The 17214-nt window shown below is 65.9% G+C and carries 11 protein-coding genes; 5 read left to right on the plus strand and 6 right to left on the minus strand.

Translation table 11 applies throughout. The features are described 5' to 3' along the window. Positions 1-4383 precede the first annotated feature (4383 nt). The 5 genes from trxA to AB4Y91_RS14570 all read right to left on the minus strand — a co-directional run bounded on the left by trxA (position 4384) and on the right by AB4Y91_RS14570 (position 10372). Complete coding sequence (gene trxA, locus AB4Y91_RS14550) at positions 4384-4710, minus strand: thioredoxin (protein WP_441419141.1); 327 nt, start codon at positions 4708-4710, stop codon at positions 4384-4386. A gap of 37 nt (positions 4711-4747) precedes the next feature. Further along, the gene (gene trxB / locus AB4Y91_RS14555) at positions 4748-5704 is read right to left on the minus strand and encodes a thioredoxin-disulfide reductase (RefSeq protein WP_441419142.1); all 957 of its coding nucleotides are present in this window, start codon (positions 5702-5704) and stop codon (positions 4748-4750) included. Between the two features lie 189 nt (positions 5705-5893). Then, positions 5894-7441, minus strand: a complete 1548-nt coding sequence (locus tag AB4Y91_RS14560) for an ABC transporter substrate-binding protein (protein WP_441419143.1) — start codon at positions 7439-7441, stop codon at positions 5894-5896. 171 nt (positions 7442-7612) lie between these two features. Then, positions 7613-9706 carry a murein biosynthesis integral membrane protein MurJ gene (gene murJ / locus AB4Y91_RS14565; protein WP_441419181.1) on the minus strand — a complete coding sequence of 698 codons (2094 nt, stop codon included), beginning with the start codon at positions 9704-9706 and terminating at the stop codon, positions 7613-7615. Between the two features lie 117 nt (positions 9707-9823). After that, a complete protein-coding gene (locus AB4Y91_RS14570) occupies positions 9824-10372 on the minus strand; it encodes an NUDIX hydrolase (protein ID WP_441419144.1) in 549 nt (182 codons plus the stop codon). Positions 10373-10542: 170 nt separating this feature from the next. Between AB4Y91_RS14570 and AB4Y91_RS14575 the strand changes: the two genes are divergently transcribed. The 5 genes from AB4Y91_RS14575 (at position 10543) to AB4Y91_RS14595 (ending at position 16501) form a co-directional block, all read left to right on the plus strand. Continuing rightward, positions 10543-12015, plus strand: a complete 1473-nt coding sequence (locus tag AB4Y91_RS14575; protein ID WP_441419145.1) for a CCA tRNA nucleotidyltransferase — start codon at positions 10543-10545, stop codon at positions 12013-12015. Beyond that, positions 12016-12600, plus strand: coding sequence for a histidine phosphatase family protein (locus tag AB4Y91_RS14580; protein ID WP_441419146.1), 585 nt, complete (start codon positions 12016-12018; stop codon positions 12598-12600). Positions 12601-13264: 664 nt separating this feature from the next. Further along, positions 13265-13405 (plus strand): hypothetical protein, encoded by a 141-nt coding sequence (locus AB4Y91_RS14585; RefSeq protein WP_441419147.1) that lies wholly within the window; start codon positions 13265-13267, stop codon positions 13403-13405. 149 nt (positions 13406-13554) lie between these two features. Further along, positions 13555-15036, plus strand: a complete 1482-nt coding sequence (locus AB4Y91_RS14590; RefSeq protein WP_441419148.1) for a glycosyltransferase family 87 protein — start codon at positions 13555-13557, stop codon at positions 15034-15036. Further along, positions 15029-16501, plus strand: coding sequence for a phytoene desaturase family protein (locus AB4Y91_RS14595; protein ID WP_441419149.1), 1473 nt, complete (start codon positions 15029-15031; stop codon positions 16499-16501). The genes AB4Y91_RS14590 and AB4Y91_RS14595 overlap by 8 nt, the downstream gene beginning before the upstream one ends. On the opposite strand, the gene AB4Y91_RS14600 is transcribed toward AB4Y91_RS14595, so the two are convergent. Next, complete coding sequence (locus AB4Y91_RS14600; protein WP_441419150.1) at positions 16498-17196, minus strand: ABC transporter ATP-binding protein; 699 nt, start codon at positions 17194-17196, stop codon at positions 16498-16500. The genes AB4Y91_RS14595 and AB4Y91_RS14600 overlap by 4 nt on opposite strands. Between the last annotated feature and the right edge of the window lie 18 nt (positions 17197-17214).

Genomic DNA, 17214 nt, shown 5'->3' on the forward strand with positions numbered 1-17214 from the left:
AGTGTCAGCTGATGGAATCACACCGACGGCAACTACCCCCACGTCCGGGTGGCATCACTTTTGAGGGCGGCCTGGACGTAACGCGGCCCGAGCTCAGCCGAGAATTGGCCCGAAAGCCGCATTGGGGCCGGGTAACGTGCTCGATCGCGTCTGCACTCCCCCTCCCGTACCGGAACCTGGGTATACGTTAGTGCCCCTCGAACGTCGGTGAGCATGGCGCAATCCGTCGAGGTGGCGCCAAAGCGCCTGGGCTGGGAGCTCCTGGCTGGCCGCATTAGACATGCGCCAACCCACGGACCCGGCCGTGGGAGATGCATTTGCGTTCGCCCAAGGACCCCGTAGTACAAGATGCATTTGCGCCGGCCCAAGGATCCCGTCGTAGGAGGTGCGTGTGTGCCGCCGAACGAACCCCGCCGCAGGAAAAGCTTTTCGGCGGTATGGGGTCGTGCGTGTCGTGAGACCTCACCGGCCCTACCGCGTGTTCTTCCTGGCCATGACGAAGCTCCCCACTCCGCCGGTAGACGGCAGGTGGCTGCTGTCTTCGCTGGATCGTCCAGTACGGCAGGCGGAGATGCCCCGGATTCAGGCAGCCGCTAGGCTTCCCAGGTGCGGTGGCGACCTGTGGTGACGGCACCGCCTGGACGTGTGGGACGATACTGCGCGGTGTGCGGGCAGTAGCTATTGACTCCCCCGTCCTCCCCATCGCACCGTGGTCTGTCCCGTCGGACAGCCGCGAAGCCGGGTCGAAAGCCAATGTCGCGTCCGGCTGGAGCGGGAGCAATGCATCTCTTAGACACCCTCTTGGCACGGCCGGGCATATTCCTGGATCGCGTATATCCGCTGTGAGTCGGTCGGCATTCCTCGATGCGGGCTGCGAAGCCATCGTAGGTCCAATCTCCCCAATGCCGTTCCCGGCAGGGCTAGTGCTCTAATTGATGGTTCTCCGGTCGGCGTTTCCACTGCTGGCGGTGCACTGGCAGTCGTCGCACGCTGTAACTGGAGCGGTGGATATCGCTGTGGATAACTTTGTGGATTAGACCCCGGCGCCAGTGGACGGTGGGACCTGGAGGCAGGTCTGCGTCTTGGCCACATAATGCGCCGGTCGATGGCCCACCGTGTTTGGCCATATTGTTTCACGTGAAACACGGCGCTCCACATGCGGCCGCCACGGATGAAGACCGAGAATGCTTACAAAATCCACATAGTCCGGTTAAATTTACGGCCGTCCCACGCAACGCTGAGTCGTGAAGCAGGCTGCCCGACGTCTGCGGATCTGGCGTGCTGAAGGCAGGGTGCCTGTCGACGCCTACATGTGAGCCTTGACAGCCCAGAGGCTGGTGCCCAAGGCCCTGTGGATAGCGCTGTGTAATGTCTCAGTGCCCTGTGGATAACTGTGTGCATAACTTCTGTGGGGAAGAAGCTGTGAACTCCCTCGCTCGCCCTCTCTCAACACCCGGTCAGTAGTACAGCGATCGGGATTTCAAGATCACGGGCACGCCCAGCCAGGTAGGACAGCGTCCGCAGCTGCTGTCCCAATTCGATCGTAGGGACGCTCTCGGTCCCGTAGGGGCTATGACAGATCGTGGGACCCCGCCCGGCAGGAACGGTCGCTTCGCCATAGGTCCTACTGCACACGGACACTCCAGACCTCTAGCACGGTTCCTGCGCTCGTACCTCTCTGGGCTGGCCATTTGACGGAGGGATTGCTCCGGCTTCCGCCCAAGGATGACGTCCCCAGTGTCTGGCGTCGTATACTTGCTTCCCGACGAGCATGTGAGCCCCGTGCCGGCCGCGTACGCGAGGGCGCACTGGGCGATGCCTGCGCTGTTGCTTCGCCGTACAGAAGTCCTCCGGGAGCAATTCAATGCACGTCATCGGGCTGGCGTCCGGGCCCGTGCCGGAGGGCCGCAGTCGCCCAGCTGACCAGAGCGATCCGAGCTTGCACTTGTCCTGGTGAGCTTTCGGGCCTGGCTCCCGGTAGTGGCCATAGTCTTCTTCGTTGAGTCCAGATTCTGGCTGCGAGATTTGGTATAGATCGTCGGACTATAACGGCCGGTCGATTGGTTTGAGTCAGACCGCGGATCCCTCACGGTGCTTGCGAACGCAGGTAGCCAAGCGCCGAAGATGCCTTCCGCAGCCACCACGGCCCGCTCTCCGGAGTGTCGCCGGAAATCATTGCGCGCCCCGCCTTCCGATCATGTCCGTCCTGTCAGCGGGCCCTCCCCAGAGTTTCCTGCCCGAGTGGCAGGCCAGCGCGTCATATCCCCATCGATAGCCTTGCGGTGAACATAGCGCCTGCCAGGGTGCGGATGGTGCTGCGCAGGAATGGGACCGAACGGACCGTAGTCCCCTGGCGCCGAGGGCAGGTGTCTTCCCAGCAAGATATTCATCCGCCTATCCAAGGAGCCTAGGAGGTGTCGAACGTAGGGCGGTCGCTTGAGCGCTACCACCCCGAAGCTGACCGGTAGCCGGAAGGTCTCTTCGGCGATTCATCCTAGAGGCTGTGCGTCGTGGAATGCGTTTGCTGGCCGACCCATGGCGGCTGCTCGTTGCTGCCCTGGCGGAGACCCAATGGGCGGAAGAGAACTGCCAAGGGGTTCCTAGGCGGTGGTAGTGGGGGTGGGCGAGCGGGCGTTTCACGTGAAACATCGTCGGATGGGCCTAGGGTTGCGAAGCGGTGGGATGCCTGTGATCGGCGCTGAGGTACATCCGCAACGCGGAGGGAAGGAAGCTCAGTGGGCAATTTGCTGCGTAGACGGGTCACTACGCTGGGTGTTGCTTGTTTCGCTTTCGCTGGCGGTTGGCCGCATCGCGTGGGATGGGACCGCGATCCGGCGGCCGGCTAGGAGCTGCATTGCGGGTGAGCGCACGGTGCCACTACGCGCCCGAGAACCCATAGCTAGGTATCGATAGTGAACTACCGTTACAGCTCCAATAGAAGAGCGGAAGGATGTAAGTTTGTTCTTCTTCTGGTCTCCTGGGGTAGCGGAAATAGATTGTTCGACGTGTCCGGAGGATCATGTTTCACGTGAAACATGATCCGGCGGCGTGGAACGTGCATTGATGCGGTACATGGGGCCCGTCACGAGGTTTTCGGCCCTGTGCCATCGGTTAGCAACACCTTCATCAGGGAGACAGATCGCCGTTTCCGCGCTACGACCGGCGGAAGGGCTGCGTGCGGTGACAGTTTGTTGAGATGCGGGAGCGCCAATTTTGGACAGCATCTCTGTCCTTCTCCAACGTCCTGGCGTCCGGTGCAATAGAGACCCTGCAGCGCAGGGATTCGCGGGTGGCGCGACGAAGAGGCGCAAAACGTGACACATCTTGGAACCAGCAGCTGAGCGTCGGTTTCACGTGAAACATACCCATGTTCGGCGGCGGTGGCATTTCGTGTAGAGTACGGGGCTGCGTAATCTTGGCTCCGATCAAAATGAAGTTGGAAGGGTCGGTCAGTGGGCCAATCCCGACCCGGATTGGTTTCTTTTGCACCACACCCGCCCCACCGGCACGTGAAGGTCGTGTTTCACGTGAAACATTGCCCACGGCGCACGAATTCGTACCGCGCAATGCGGGAAGCGCTCCATTCACACGAGTCACCAAGCACACTGCTGATCTAGCCGGAGGATGCCGCAGCTTGACGTCGCGCAGCTCGGGGTCGGAGGCGCCGACACAACATTGGGATTCCGAGCCCGCGCGGTCGGCCAGCCACTGCCGGCCCCCCGGATGAACCATTCGAACAGCAATATCGCGCCTACCCCTGGTTGGGCCGGCACGTGCACAGATTCGCGTGCTGTTTAGGCTAAAACCACCGCATCAATCAACGGGATAATGTTGCTTTCCAGCAGTAGGCGCAAAGATCGGCACGGAGGTGGCGTGGGACAGGCCCGGGGCGGTCCGGAGGTATACGGGCGAACTCCTCAAGAGGGGCAGCTCCGGCGGCGGCAGGCAAACCCTGCCCAACTCCGGCATGCACCCGGCGGTCTAGTCCGCCCGGCGGCCTAGTCCGCCTGGCCGCCTAGTCAGCCCGACGGACTAGGCCTGATGCAGACTCGGCCCGGCCATCCAACGGCCGACCTGGTCCTCTGTCCGCCCAATCCCCGCCCGCCCGGGCATCTACCTGCCGCCAAGACTCCGTGGCATAAGCCCAGGATCTTGATCGCCGCACGCACCCAAGTAATTGCTCCCTCCGGCACTCAGCCGCAGAGTGGGTTACCCCGTCAGACGCGGCGTCCCGAGCTTCGGCCCTTCAATCCGGCTGGCCGGCACAGGACAGTGCGGAGCCCCGCAGTGCCGGGAACCAAAAAACGCTGGCCCCTACTCAGTGAGTGGAGGCCAGCGTTACGGCCGGCCCCATAATCGGGCCGGCCGGAAGTTCGTTACAGGCTAGGACAGCACGTCTGCGAATTCCTTTTCAAAGAACTGCTTCGGCCTGGCGCCGATGACTGTGCTCTTCACTTCCCCACCCTGGAACAGGTACACGGCCGGGATGGAGGTGATGCCGTACTCAGCAGCGATGGCCGGGTTGTCATCGACGTTCACCTTGACGACGTTGACCTTCTCGCTGTACTCGACCGAGATCTCGTCGAGGATCGGCCCAAGCTTGCGGCAGGGACCGCACCATTCGGCCCAGAAGTCCACGATGACGGGCTTGTCGGCTCCCAGCACGTCGGTGCTGAAGCTAGCGTCTGTTACATCTTTAGCGTTGCTCATAACCTTGTCTTTCTCTTAGATGCTTGCCGTTCGCCGATCAGGCGGGGAGGTCTGCGAGGTAGTGTTCGACGTCGAGCGCGGCGACACAGCCCGAACCCGAAGCGGTGATGGCCTGGCGGTAGGTCGGGTCGATGACGTCACCGGCAGCGAAGACCCCCTTGACGCTCGTCTTGGAAGTACGGCCCTGGACGGCAATGGTGCCTTCGGGTGAAAGATCCAGTTTGCCTTTGACGAGGTCAGTGCGGGGATCATTCCCGATCGCAACGAAGACTCCAGTCACGGCGAGCTCGGTTTCGGTGCCGTCAATGAGGTTCTTCAACCGCAGGCCGGTGACCTTGTCGCCTCCCAACACGTCTTCTACGCCGCTGTTCCAGATGAAGTTGATCTTCTCGTGGGCGAGGGCGCGGTCGGCCATGATCTTCGAAGCGCGGAGGGTGTCGCGGCGGTGAACCACAGTGACGGACTTCGCGAACTTTGTCAGGAACAGCGCCTCTTCCATTGCCGAGTCACCGCCGCCGATGACGGCAACGTCCTGATCCTTGAAGAAGAAACCGTCGCAGGTTGCGCACCAGCTCACGCCGTGGCCCGAGAGTCGTTTTTCGTTCGGAAGGCCAAGCTCGCGGTAGGCAGAGCCGGTCGACAGAATGATGGACCGCGCCTGGAAGGTCTCCCCCGTGCCGATGGTCACGGTTTTGATGTCGCCTTCGAGATCCAGTTCGGTGACGTCCTCAAACTGGATTTCCGTGCCAAAGCGCTCGGCCTGCTTTTCGAAGTTTTCCATGAGGTCCGGGCCCATGATGCCATCCGGGAAGCCGGGGTAGTTCTCGACGTCGGTGGTGTTCATCAGCTCTCCACCGGCGGTAACGGAACCTGCCAGGAGCAGCGGCTTCAGGTTGGCGCGCGCCGTGTAGACCGCGGCGGTGTAGCCTGCGGGCCCGGAGCCGACGATGATGACATCACGTACTTCGGACGCGGTGTTTTCTGCGTTGCTCACTAAACGGTGAACCTCTTCCTTTGTCGATGCGCCCGCCTGGGTGGCCGGCCACATGGCACAACTAATGTGGGCAGCTGAATATTCCACCCACACCGGGCGCGGCACAGCCGCGCCCACCACTCAGGGTACCGGTAGCCACGGGTTCGGACCGTTTGCTTTCCTGCGGTTACGGCCTGGAACGTGGGGCAGTTACTGGATCTTGATCTCGGCCAGGCGCAGGCCGTAGCCGTAGCGGGTCTTGGGTGCGGCCAGCTTGGGCAGGCTCTTGATGGCAACGATCACGTACTGTGCCTTGACCGGTTCCTGCAGCGGCATGGTGAGCTCGGGGGACGTGAAGCTGTTGCTGCCCACCTGCTTGGCGCCGTCGAGCGTGGGACGGTCGTTGGTGAAGATGCTGATGTTGCCGCCGGACGCGCCGAGCTGGCTCAAGGTCACCGAGGAGATCTGGGCCGGGCCCTTCAGCTTGACGACAAGCGGCACGCCGTCGGGAGCGAAGCCGCCCCAGCCGTCGGTGGCAAATTCCATGTCGGACCAGTAGCTGGCGGCGTTGCCGTCGTAGGTCTTGACCAGGTCGCCGTCGTAGGTAGCGGCGAAGTCGAAGTTGCCCTGCCGGGTGACTGACTCGATAGCGGGGGGAACCGCGGCCGGCGGCGCGCTCTGGGTGGCGGAGGGCGTGTCCGACTTCGTAGGCGCGCTGGTGGACGCCGTGGTCTTGGCGGCCTGGGGCGTGCTGCCCTTGAAGAGGCCGCCAAGGTTGGTGACGGCGAAGATCAAGCCAATGACCAGCACGGCGGCCAGCAGGGCGCCGACGAGCCAGCGCAGGGACCGCGGTTCGCGCCGGGGTGCGTCGTCGTCATCATCGTTGTCGTAGTCGTCGTAGCGGTCCTCGGAGGCACTCTTCTTCGCGAAAGCCGGGAAGCTTCCCGCCGCGCGACCTTCGCCGGCGCCCTTCGCACTGGCTGCCTGCATCGCCATCGTCCGCTGATCAGGCTGGGTGTCGTCGTAGTCGTCGTCCTCCCAGCGGGAGACCTTCGGCGCCTCGGGGGCGGCCTCGCTCGGGACGGGCTGTGCGGCCTGAACGGGCTGGGCGGCCGTTGGCTGCGCGGTAGCTTCCTGCGGCGCAGTCTTCGGGGAGCTCGAAGCGTTGGCCGCGGCAGCACCGGCGGCGGCCCCGGCAGCTGCCGCTCCGGCACCACGGGCGCCGGCGGCCGGCGAGGCCGTCGGCGGAGCAGGAACGCGCTGCGCGGGCGCCGCCGACGTCGGGGGCAGCTGCCCGGCCTGGCGCTGCTGCTCTCCGTAGTTGATGTACCCGGCGTCGACTTCCTCGTCGTCGTAGAGTCCGTCGTAGGTCTCAGGTTCGTTGGAGCGTGGCTGGCCGAAGATTTCGCTGCCCAGCGTGTCGGTGAAGAAAGGCTCGACGTAGGGCGGGTTGGAACTCACCACGAGGTCCAGCAGGTCCGCGGCCGAAGTGTGGTTGGTGATCAGGTAGGTGGCAGCGTCGCTGACTCCAAGGTCAAGGATCTGGACGTGGCCGGGCCGCTCGCCGGTCGCCACTTCGCGGGCGCTCTGGGCGACCTGGTCGGCGTTGCCCGGGCCGGCTACGAGGATGCTCACCGGCCGATTCAGTACCTGATCCACTCCGTCCAGCACCAGATCCTGGTCATGCGAGGTCAGAACCATGGCAGTGACCTTGTAGCGGCCGCCAAGTACTGATCCGACATCGATCGGGTGGGACACGGGCTCCTCCTAGACTGTCCGGGAACTGCCGGCCTCGGCGACTTCGTCAGTCACCTAAGGCCCCCGGTAAAGCCGGTTGACCCTTGGTCTGCAACTCCCCTTGTTAGTCTTCGATCCTAGCCGATGCAGTGTCCGCGCCGCGTGATCCCGGCGCCGGGCGCATGAAAGGCGTCATTTCTTCCTTCGCCGGTCGAACGGGAAGTAAGGGTTGTGACCGGCCTGGCCCTGGTAGGTCCGGCGCCCCGGCAGCGGAATTTCGGCACGGCCCTGGCTGCCCTGGGCGGTGCCGGGGAGTTCCTCCTCGGGAAGGTAACCGCCGTCGGCCGCCCAGCCCCGGACATCCCCGCTACCCAGGTCGGGGCCGGCACGGAAGGAGGCGGCGTCGAATTCGCCCGAGATCCGGGGAATCAGGCCGGTATCCACCGATGTGGTGGCGCGTTCCGGCGCCGGGCGGGGCGGTGCCGGAACTTCGCGCGCGACGGCTTCACCGGCGCCCGCTTCGGCTCCAAGCTCCGGCGCGGTTTCCGGGCCGGGGGCGGCGGGAGTGCGCCGCAGGCGGCCCAGCAGCGGCTGCAGCAGGTCCTGCAGTTCCGTAACCCGGAGGACTTTCAGCAGGACAAAGTAGACGGCCAGCATGACGGGCCCGACGACGACGACCGTCACCAGGGCTGCGGGCCGGCTGCTCCAGGCGAAGCCGTCGGCCTGGTAGCTGCCCATCAGCCACAGGGCGCCAGCGCCGGCGATGGCCGAGCCGAGCGCGGCGTAGCCCATGCGGATATAGGAGCTGGCCACACGCGGACCGTCGAGGTGCCCGAGGAGCCGGCGCAGGAAGAAGGCGCTGACCATGACCGAGAGGATGTTGCCGCCGGTGTAGAGAACCGCGATCGCGAAGATGATCTGGTCAAAGGGCAGGAACTGGATGAAGAACGCCGACACCACGTTGACCAGGGCCAGCACCAGCTGGATGAAGAACGGGGTCCGCGCATCCTCGTTCGCGTAGAACACCCTGGACATCATGAAGTTCGCGCTCATGAACGGGGTGCTGAGCGCCAGGATGGTGAGCGTCTGGGCCAGCATGACGCCGTCCTGTTTGTGGCCGCCCGAGAAGAACATGCCCAGCGGTCCCGCGAGGGCGAAGAGCGCCAGTGCGCCGAAGACCGTGGCGACGGCCATGGTGCGCAGGCCATGGGACAAGGCCCGCCGGAGCTCGGCCCGGTTGCCGTCCTGGGAGGCGCGGGTCATGCGGTTGAACAGCACCGTGGCCAGCGAGAGCGCAATGATGGAGTGCGGGAGCAGGTAAAGCTGGCTGGCCACTTCGAGCACGGCGTTGCCGGGCAGGGTTGCCGCCGTGGCGTGGTCCCCCGCGCGTTCCAGCCGGAGCCGCTCGGCACCCGGGATCGTGGCGATGCGCATGACATAGAGGAACGCCAGCTGCCCCGCGGCCGCGGTGGCCAGCGTCCACACACTCAGTTTCGCTGCCTGGCCCAGGCCCACCCCGCGCCAGCCGAAACGCGGCCGCAGGCCCAGCCGCAGCCGGAAGACCGGGACCAGCAGGATAGCGGTCTGCGCCACCACGCCAATCGTGGAGAACCCCGCCACCAGGAAGGTCTGGAAAGAGCCCCAGTTGTCGAGCGTGTGCGGATTTATTTCGTTGGCGCCAAGGATTCCGATGAACATGCCCAGGCCGGCAATCGCGACAATATTGTTCAGGATCGGCGCCCACATGGCCGGACCGAAGGCGCCGTTGGCGTTGAGTACCTGGGTGAGCAGGGCGTACAGGCCGTAGAAGAAGATCTGCGGAAGGCACCAGAACGCAAAGGCCACAGCCAGCGACTTCTGCTGCGGCGAATAGCCCTGTGTGGTCAGTTCAATCACCCACGGCGCAAGGAGGGTCACCAGCAGCGTCAGGGAAAGCAGCACGACAACGGCCAGGGTCAGCAGGCGGCTGATGTAGTCCGCCCCGCGGTCCGGCGCCTTGCTGGCCTTGATGATCTGCGGCACCAGGACGGCATTGAACACCCCGCCGGCCACCAGCAGGAAGATCAGGTTTGGCAGGTTGTTGGCGTTGATGAAGGTGTCGGTGACCGTGGAGCCGAGGCCCAGGGCGGCTCCCAGCATCCAGGTCTTGCCGAAGCCCAGGAAACGCGAAACCAAGGTTCCGGCGGCCATGACGGCGCTGGACCGCGCCTCTCCGGCGTGGGCGGCCTGAGGGGCGGCAGGACCGGAGGTGACGGACTTTTCGGAATGGGGCTTGGCGGCAGACATTATCTTCATCGTCTCACCCGGGCGCGCCTTTGTGCGTAATCCGGCCTCCCGGGCGGCGCGGGTTGCCGGCCGTCCGGCCGCCGGTGGTCCGGCGCGGAGAGGCCGCAGCCGGAAGCCTTAGCGGTGTTCGGGCAGGACTTCCCGGGCGAGGTCCGCGATGCGGCGCTCATTCGGAAAGGAGAGCTTGCGGGCGAGCTCGTGGATGGGGACCCAAGCGACGTCCACGGCTTCCTGGTCCGGATCGTTCTCGATCGTCAGTTCCCCGCCGGTGGACTGCAGCAGATAGTGATGGACGGTCTTGTGGACGCGGTGCCCGCTGACGGTAAACCAGTAATCGATGCTGCCGAGCGGTGCGAGGATCTTGCCCTCGATCCCGGTTTCCTCCGCAATTTCACGAACCGCGGCTTCCTCGTTGCTTTCCTTGCCCTCCGGGTGGCCCTTCGGCAGGCACCATTCGAGGCGGCCGCCCCGGTTGAGGCGCGCGATGATGGCGACCCGCAACTCGGCGTCGGAGGTGTCCACCACGACGCCGCCGGCGGAGATTTCCTCGACGGTCGGCAGGGAAGCCTGTCCCGGGTGCTGCGCAGGCGCGACGTTGGCACCGATTGCCGATGGCAACGGTGCGTTTGTCCTCCTGCCGGGAGCGCTCGGTACGGGATGGGCCATGAAGTCCACTCTAACGACTCTTGCCCGGACTTGATGACCTAAACATGACAGGAAAGTGGCCGGGCGGAAAACTGGATTGACGCATCCGCCTCTTCGCACCGTGGCCACCGGCGGATCGAGGACCGCCATGGTGTGGTGCTGGCCGGGATTTCTGACAAGCTTAAGAGACTATGGCGCACGCACATCACCAGACTGACTCCCACACTGTCGATTTCCAGGTAGATCCGGTGGTCCTCGAGCTTGGGCAGCGCTTTGTCGACGCCGGTCACGAACTCTCCCTGGTGGGCGGACCCGTCCGCGATCTCTTCCTAGGCCGGGTCTCGCCGGACCTGGACTTCACCACGGACGCGACGCCGGACCAGACGGTTGCGCTGATCAAGAAGTGGGCGGACAACTACTGGGAGATCGGGCGCGCCTTCGGGACGATCGGCATGCGCAAAGCCGGGTTCCAGATCGAGATCACCACCTACCGCGCGGAGGCCTACGATCCGGAATCGCGCAAGCCCGTGGTGGCGTTTGGATCCTCGCTCACCGATGACCTGCTGCGCCGCGACTTCACCATCAACGCCATGGCCCTGCGGCTGCCGACGCTGGAGCTAGTGGATCCGTTCGGCGGCGTCCGGGACCTGCACTCCTCCACGCTCGCGACTCCCGGCTCGCCGGAGGACTCCTTCTCCGATGACCCGCTGCGGATGATGCGCGCCGCCCGCTTCGCCGCCCAGTTGGGCGTGAGCGTGCACCCGGACGTGCGCCAGGCGATGACGAAAATGGCCGAGCGGATCAAGATCATCTCCGCCGAGCGCGTGCGGGACGAACTGGTCAAGCTCATCTGCGCCGCCCGGCCCCGGACCGGCGTGGACCTGCTGGTGGAGACGGGGCTGGCGGAATTCGTGCTGCCCGAGGTCTCCGCCCTGCGCCTCGAATCCGATGAGCACCACCGCCACAAGGACGTGTACCAACACTCCCTGCAGGTCCTGGAACAGGCCGCGGCGCTGGAATCGGAGGCTGACGGGCCGGTGCCCGGCCCTGACTTCGTGTTGCGGTTCGCTGCCCTCATGCACGACGTCGGGAAGCCCGCCACGCGCCGCTTCGAGCCCGGCGGGGCGGTGAGCTTCCGCCATCACGACATGGTGGGGTCCAAACTCACCTCGAAGCGGATGAAGGCGCTCCGCTTCGACAACGACACCATCAAGGCTGTGGCCAAGCTGGTGGAGTTGCACATGCGCTTCTACGGCTACGGCGATGCGGGCTGGAGCGACTCGGCGGTCCGCCGCTACGTCACCGACGCCGGCCCGCTGCTGGAGCGCCTGCACCGGCTGACCCGCTCGGACGTGACCACCCGCAACCAGCGCAAGGCCGAGAGGCTCGCCTTCGCCTACGACGACCTTGAGGCGCGCATCGCCGCCCTGCGCGAGCAGGAGTCCCTCGAGGCCGTGCGCCCCGACCTCGACGGCGGCCGGATCATGGCGCTGCTGGGGCTCAAACCGGGGCCCGTGGTGGGGCGGGCCTACAAGTTCCTGCTGGAGGAACGGATGGAACACGGACCGCTGGAGCCAGCCGTGGCCGAAGCCAAGCTGCACGAATGGTGGGCGGCGCAGCCGGAAGCTGCCGCCGTCGACGTTTCCCCAACAGAGGAGTCCTAAGTGATTGCACCTTCCAACGCCCCCCGCCCGCAGCTCTGGATCCTGCGCCACGGCGAAACGGAGTGGTCCAAGAGCGGGCAGTACACCGGCCTGACCGACCTTCCGCTCACGGTGGAAGGCGAGCAACAGGCCGTGGAGGCGCGGAAGGTGCTCGACGCCGTCGACTTCGACCTCGTCCTGACCTCCCCGCTGCGCCGGGCACGACGGACCGCGGAACTCGCGGGATTCCCGGATGCCCAGCAGGAGCCACTGGCCGTGGAGTGGGACTACGGCGAGTACGAGGGCATCAGTTCCGACCTGATCCGCAAGGACAATCCCGACTACCTGATCTGGACCCACGGGGTTCCCAACGGGGAGTCCCTCGACGACGTAGCCGCCCGCGCTGACAAGATCGTGGCCCGCGTGCTCGAGTCCGGCCTGGACAATGTGCTGATCGTGGCGCACGGACACTTCTCCCGGATCCTTACCGCCCGCTGGCTGGGACTCGACGCCCACGAGGGCCGGCACTTTGTGCTTGGAACCGCGAAAGTCTGCACGCTTGGCTGGGACAAAAAGACACCCGCCGTCGTCAGATGGGGACTATAAAACCCCGCTTGGAAAAGTTTTTGCAGAATCTTTATGAATTCGGTGGCCAACGGGCACATTCATGATGTATTTTTATTCCTGACCCCAGAGCGACTTGCCGGGGTCACGGCGCGCGTCGCCCGGCCAGTCAGCCGGAGCCACGGCAGAACAGAAAAGGAGGTTGGGAAAATGATTACTTTGACTAGCGGATGGATGTACACCTTCACCGCCACCCCGGCCTCTGTCGCTGCCGCGCGCCCGAAAGTCGGACTGCCCGCCTGCTGATTTCCGCGCTCCCGGCCTGAAGCCGGCGCAGAAGGATTGCCAGGCCATCCCTCCGGGGTGGCCTGTACGGAACGGTCTGACCCAGCGGAACCACGCGGTTGCGCAACATCCCCATAGTTCGGAACCCAGCTTCTTGTTGGGGTTGCGGCGCCATGCGGCCAGGGGCCATTCTTCCGCTTTGCGGAATCCCTCAATTAATACCGGGCATTTCTTTGCCTAATTAGGGTCTTATTCTTCCATTTTCAGGGACCTTAATTGTCATGCCCAATTACTTTCCATTTCCGAAAGCAACGAAAGGTCAACCGTGACTATCGCAACGAGCTCCACCGCCCGCGCCGCCACCCGTCGTGGCCCGCGGAACCAACGTCTCCACCATGACTTCCGAGGGGAGGTGACCACCATGATCCGAAAACTGCAGGACGTACTGATCTTCAACTCGCACCCGGTGCGCAAGGACAAGACGCAGTTCAACGCCCAGCTGCTTGAGCAGCGGCGCGAAGACATCTTCCTCGCCATGCACCAGATGGGACTGATCCGCTGATGACAAGCATCGGAACCGATCCGCAAGGAGCCCACGCGGCGACGCGTGGGCTCCCCCATTTAACCGCCGTTCTTGCCGCCGTGGCCATCCACGGACTTGCATCCGGGTCCTGCCGCCGCACAGTCCGGCGGCCCCGGTAAGCTCGAGGCATGCAGGAGACAATGCCGCCGGAGAACCGCAAGCGGACCCGACTGGTAGTCCCAAGCCGCAGCGACCTGCTGCTGCGGAATTTCACCGAACTCATCGGTGGCCCGCTCGGCCGCCGCACGGCCCCCGGCGTCGTCTCCCCCGGGCTCTTCACCGTGGAACGGGTCCTCGTCCTGCTCACCGTCCTGGCCGCCCTGGTGGGGCTGCTGCTGAAGGGGTACTGCCGCAGCAAGGGCTGGGAATCCCCCGGCCAGTTCTACGCGACCTGCTACTCGGACTTCCCCGAGCTGTTCAAGAACCGCGGTCTGGGCGACGGGGCTTTCCCATTTGTCACCGCAGGCAGCTTCTTCGAATATCCCGTGCTGATGGGCTTCATCGCCGGCGCCACTGCACTCCTGGTTCCCGGTGAGGGCGTCAGCAATTCCCGCATCCTGGCCTACTTCGACGTCAACGCGACCCTGATCGCCGCCGTCTGGATCGTCACCGTGCTGGCCACCGCCCGCACCGCCCGACGCCGGTCCTGGGACGCCGCCATGGTGGCCCTGGCCCCGGGCATCGTCCTCGCCGGCTTCATCAACTGGGACATGTGGGCCGTCGCGCTACTGGCCCTGGGCATGTACTTCTTCTCCAGGAACAAGCTGCTTCTTGCCGGCCTATTCATTGGCTTGGGCACCGCGACCAAGCTCTACCCGCTGCTGATCCTGGGCGCGGTCCTGCTGCTGGCGCTCCGCACCGGCAAAATTCGCGCCTTCCTGGTCACCGCCGGCGCCGCCGTCGCGACCTGGCTGGCCGTTAACATCCCGGCCGCCGCGGGTGACCCGGCCGGCTGGAAGTACTTTTACCAGTTCACCGAATCACGCCCGGCGGGCTACAGCTCACCCTGGTTCGCCTACAACCTGGTGGCCGGACGCCTGGGCTGGAAGCCGCTGGAAGCCGAGGTCATCAACGGCCTGGCCCTCAACCTCTTCCTGTTCGCCTGCGTGCTGATCGCCGCCCTTGCCCTCGCGGCGCCGCAGAGGCCGAGGCTGGCCCAGCTGGTGTTCCTGATCGTGGCCGCCTTCATCCTCACCAACAAGGTGTATTCGCCGCAGTTCGTGATTTGGTTGATCCCGCTGCTGGCGCTGGCACGGCCCAGATGGCGGGACTTCCTGATCTGGCAGTCCATTGAGGGCCTGCACTGGGCCGCCATCTGGATGTACCTCGGCCAGGTGACCAGCGGCGGCGCCACACAGCACAACATCGACATGCCGTACTACGTCCTTGCCGTCCTCGCCCACATGCTCGCCACCGGCTACCTCATGGCGCGTGTGGTGTGGGACATCCTCGACCCGAGCTACGACGTCGTCCGCCGCGGCGGCACCGATGACCCGCACGGCGGCCCCTTCGACGGCGCCGCCGACTGGCTGCGGCTGGACGTGCGGCGCCCCGCAGCGTCCGTGCTGCCGTGGCGGCGCGCCCATGCGGACGCTGAGTCCCGTGCCTGACGTCGCCGTCGTCGGTTCCGGTCCCAACGGGCTGGCCGCAGCAGTGACAATGGCCCGGGCGGGGCTCGCGGTGCACGTCTACGAGGCGGCTCCTTCCGTTGGCGGCGGCCTCCGGACCACGGAACTCATCGAGCCCGGACACTTCCACGACGTGTGCTCGGCCGTGCACCCGATGGCCCTGGCCTCGCCCTTCTTCCGCGAGTTCGAGCTGTCCGGGCGGATCCGGCTGGAGGTACCCGAACTCTCCCATGGTGCACCGCTTGACGGCGGCCGGGCGGCGCTGGGTTACCGCTCGCTGGAGCGGACGGTGGCGGCCCTGGGCCGCGACGGCGAAGCTTACCGGCGGCTCATGTCCCCGCTGGTGGACCGGCTCGAGGGCGTTTCCGATCTGACGCTGAACCAGCTGCTGCGGATACCGCGGCAGCCGGTGGCGGCCGCCATGTTCGGACTACGCACCCTCGAGCAGGGTACCCGCTGGTGGGGCGCGAGGTTCCGGGACGAGCTGGCTCCGGCCCTGCTCAGCGGGGTCGCCGCGCATGCCGTGGCCCCCCTGCCGACGCTGCCCGCGGCCGGCGCAGGCCTGCTGCTGGGTGCGCTGGGGCACGCTGGCGGCTGGCCGATCCCGGTGGGCGGATCCGCAGCCATCGCGCGGGCGATGGTGGCGGACATCGAGGCCCACGGCGGCGTGGTGCAGGCCGGGGTGCGGATCGGCTCGTTGGCGGAATTGCCTCCGGTCCGGGCCACCCTGCTGGACGTGGCACCGCCCGGACTGCTTCGGATTGCCGGCAACCGCCTGCCGCCCGGCTATACCCGCGCCCTTGAGTCGTTCCGCTTCGGCAACGCCGCGTGCAAGGTCGATTTCATCCTCTCCGGTCCGGTTCCGTGGGCCGCTGCGGAACTCGCCGACGCCGGCACCGTCCACGTGGGCGGCACCCGGGCCGAAACCGCCGAGGCGGAACACCTTGTGGCCGCCGGCCGGCACCCGGAACGGCCGTATGTCCTGGTCTCGCAGCCCTCCCGCTTCGATGCCGGCCGCGCCCCCGCCGGCCGGCACATCCTCTGGAGCTACTGCCACGTTCCGGCCGGGTCCACGGTGGACATGGGCGAGGCCGTCACCGCGCAGCTGGAACGCTTCGCCCCCGGCTTCCGGGAGCTGGTGGTGGCCTGCCGCGTGACGACGGCGGCGGGACTCGCCGAGTACAACGAGAACTATGTCGGCGGCGATTTCAGTGCCGGGGCGATGGACCTGCGGGGCATGTTCCGCCGGCCGGTGCTCAGCCCGGTGCCGTGGCGGACCCCAGTTCCGGGCTTGTACCTCTGTTCCTCGTCGACGCCGCCCGGACCGGGAGTGACCGGCATGCCCGGCCTCCACGCCGCCAGGCACGCCTTGAAAGACATCTTCGGGATGCCGGTCCCTGGGCTGGGCCGCCAAGAGGCCAGTCAGGGCCCGGCCGACCCCGCCTAGGGTGCCGGCGCGAGCATTCCGGCGGCCGAAAGGCGGCCGTCACGCATCGTCGCCACGGCATCGGTGTAGGAAAGCATCCCGGTGTCGTGCGTGACCATCAGGGTCGCCACGCCGAACTCATCCGTGACCTGGCGGAGCAGCCGGACGATCTCCGCGCTCCGCTCGTGGTCGAGCGCCGCCGTCGGCTCGTCGACCAGCAGCACCGCGGGGTCGGCCATCAGGGCACGGGCAATGTTCACGCGCTGGCGTTGGCCGCCGGAGAGCTGGTGCGGGCGTTTGTCGAGCACGGATCCGAGGCCCACCCGTCCCAGCAGTTCCGCGGCCCTGATCCTCGCAGCGCGGAGCGGCTCGGCCCGCAGGTGGGCGGCGATCACGAGCTGTTCGGCCGCGGTAAGGGACGGCAGGAGGTTCGGCTGCTGGAAGATGATGCCGATGCTGTCCCGTCGCAGTGCGGTCCGCCCCGCATCCGGAACGGCGCCGGCGTCGCGGTCCGCCACGATGACTGACCCGGCCGTGGGCCGGACCAGGGTGGCGGCCACGGCCAGCAGCGACGATTTTCCCGAACCCGAGGGCCCCACCAGCGAGACGAATTCGCCACGGTGCACCTCCAGGCTGACGTCGTCGAGGGCCCGCAAGACCCCCTCGCCATCTGGGTATTCCGGCGTGACGTTGCTGAGCTTCAGTGCGGTTTCCATACATATGCCTTTCAAGGA

Origin of the sequence: Arthrobacter sp. YAF16, from assembly GCF_052113385.1 — a bacterium.
Lineage (GTDB): Bacteria > Actinomycetota > Actinomycetes > Actinomycetales > Micrococcaceae > Arthrobacter.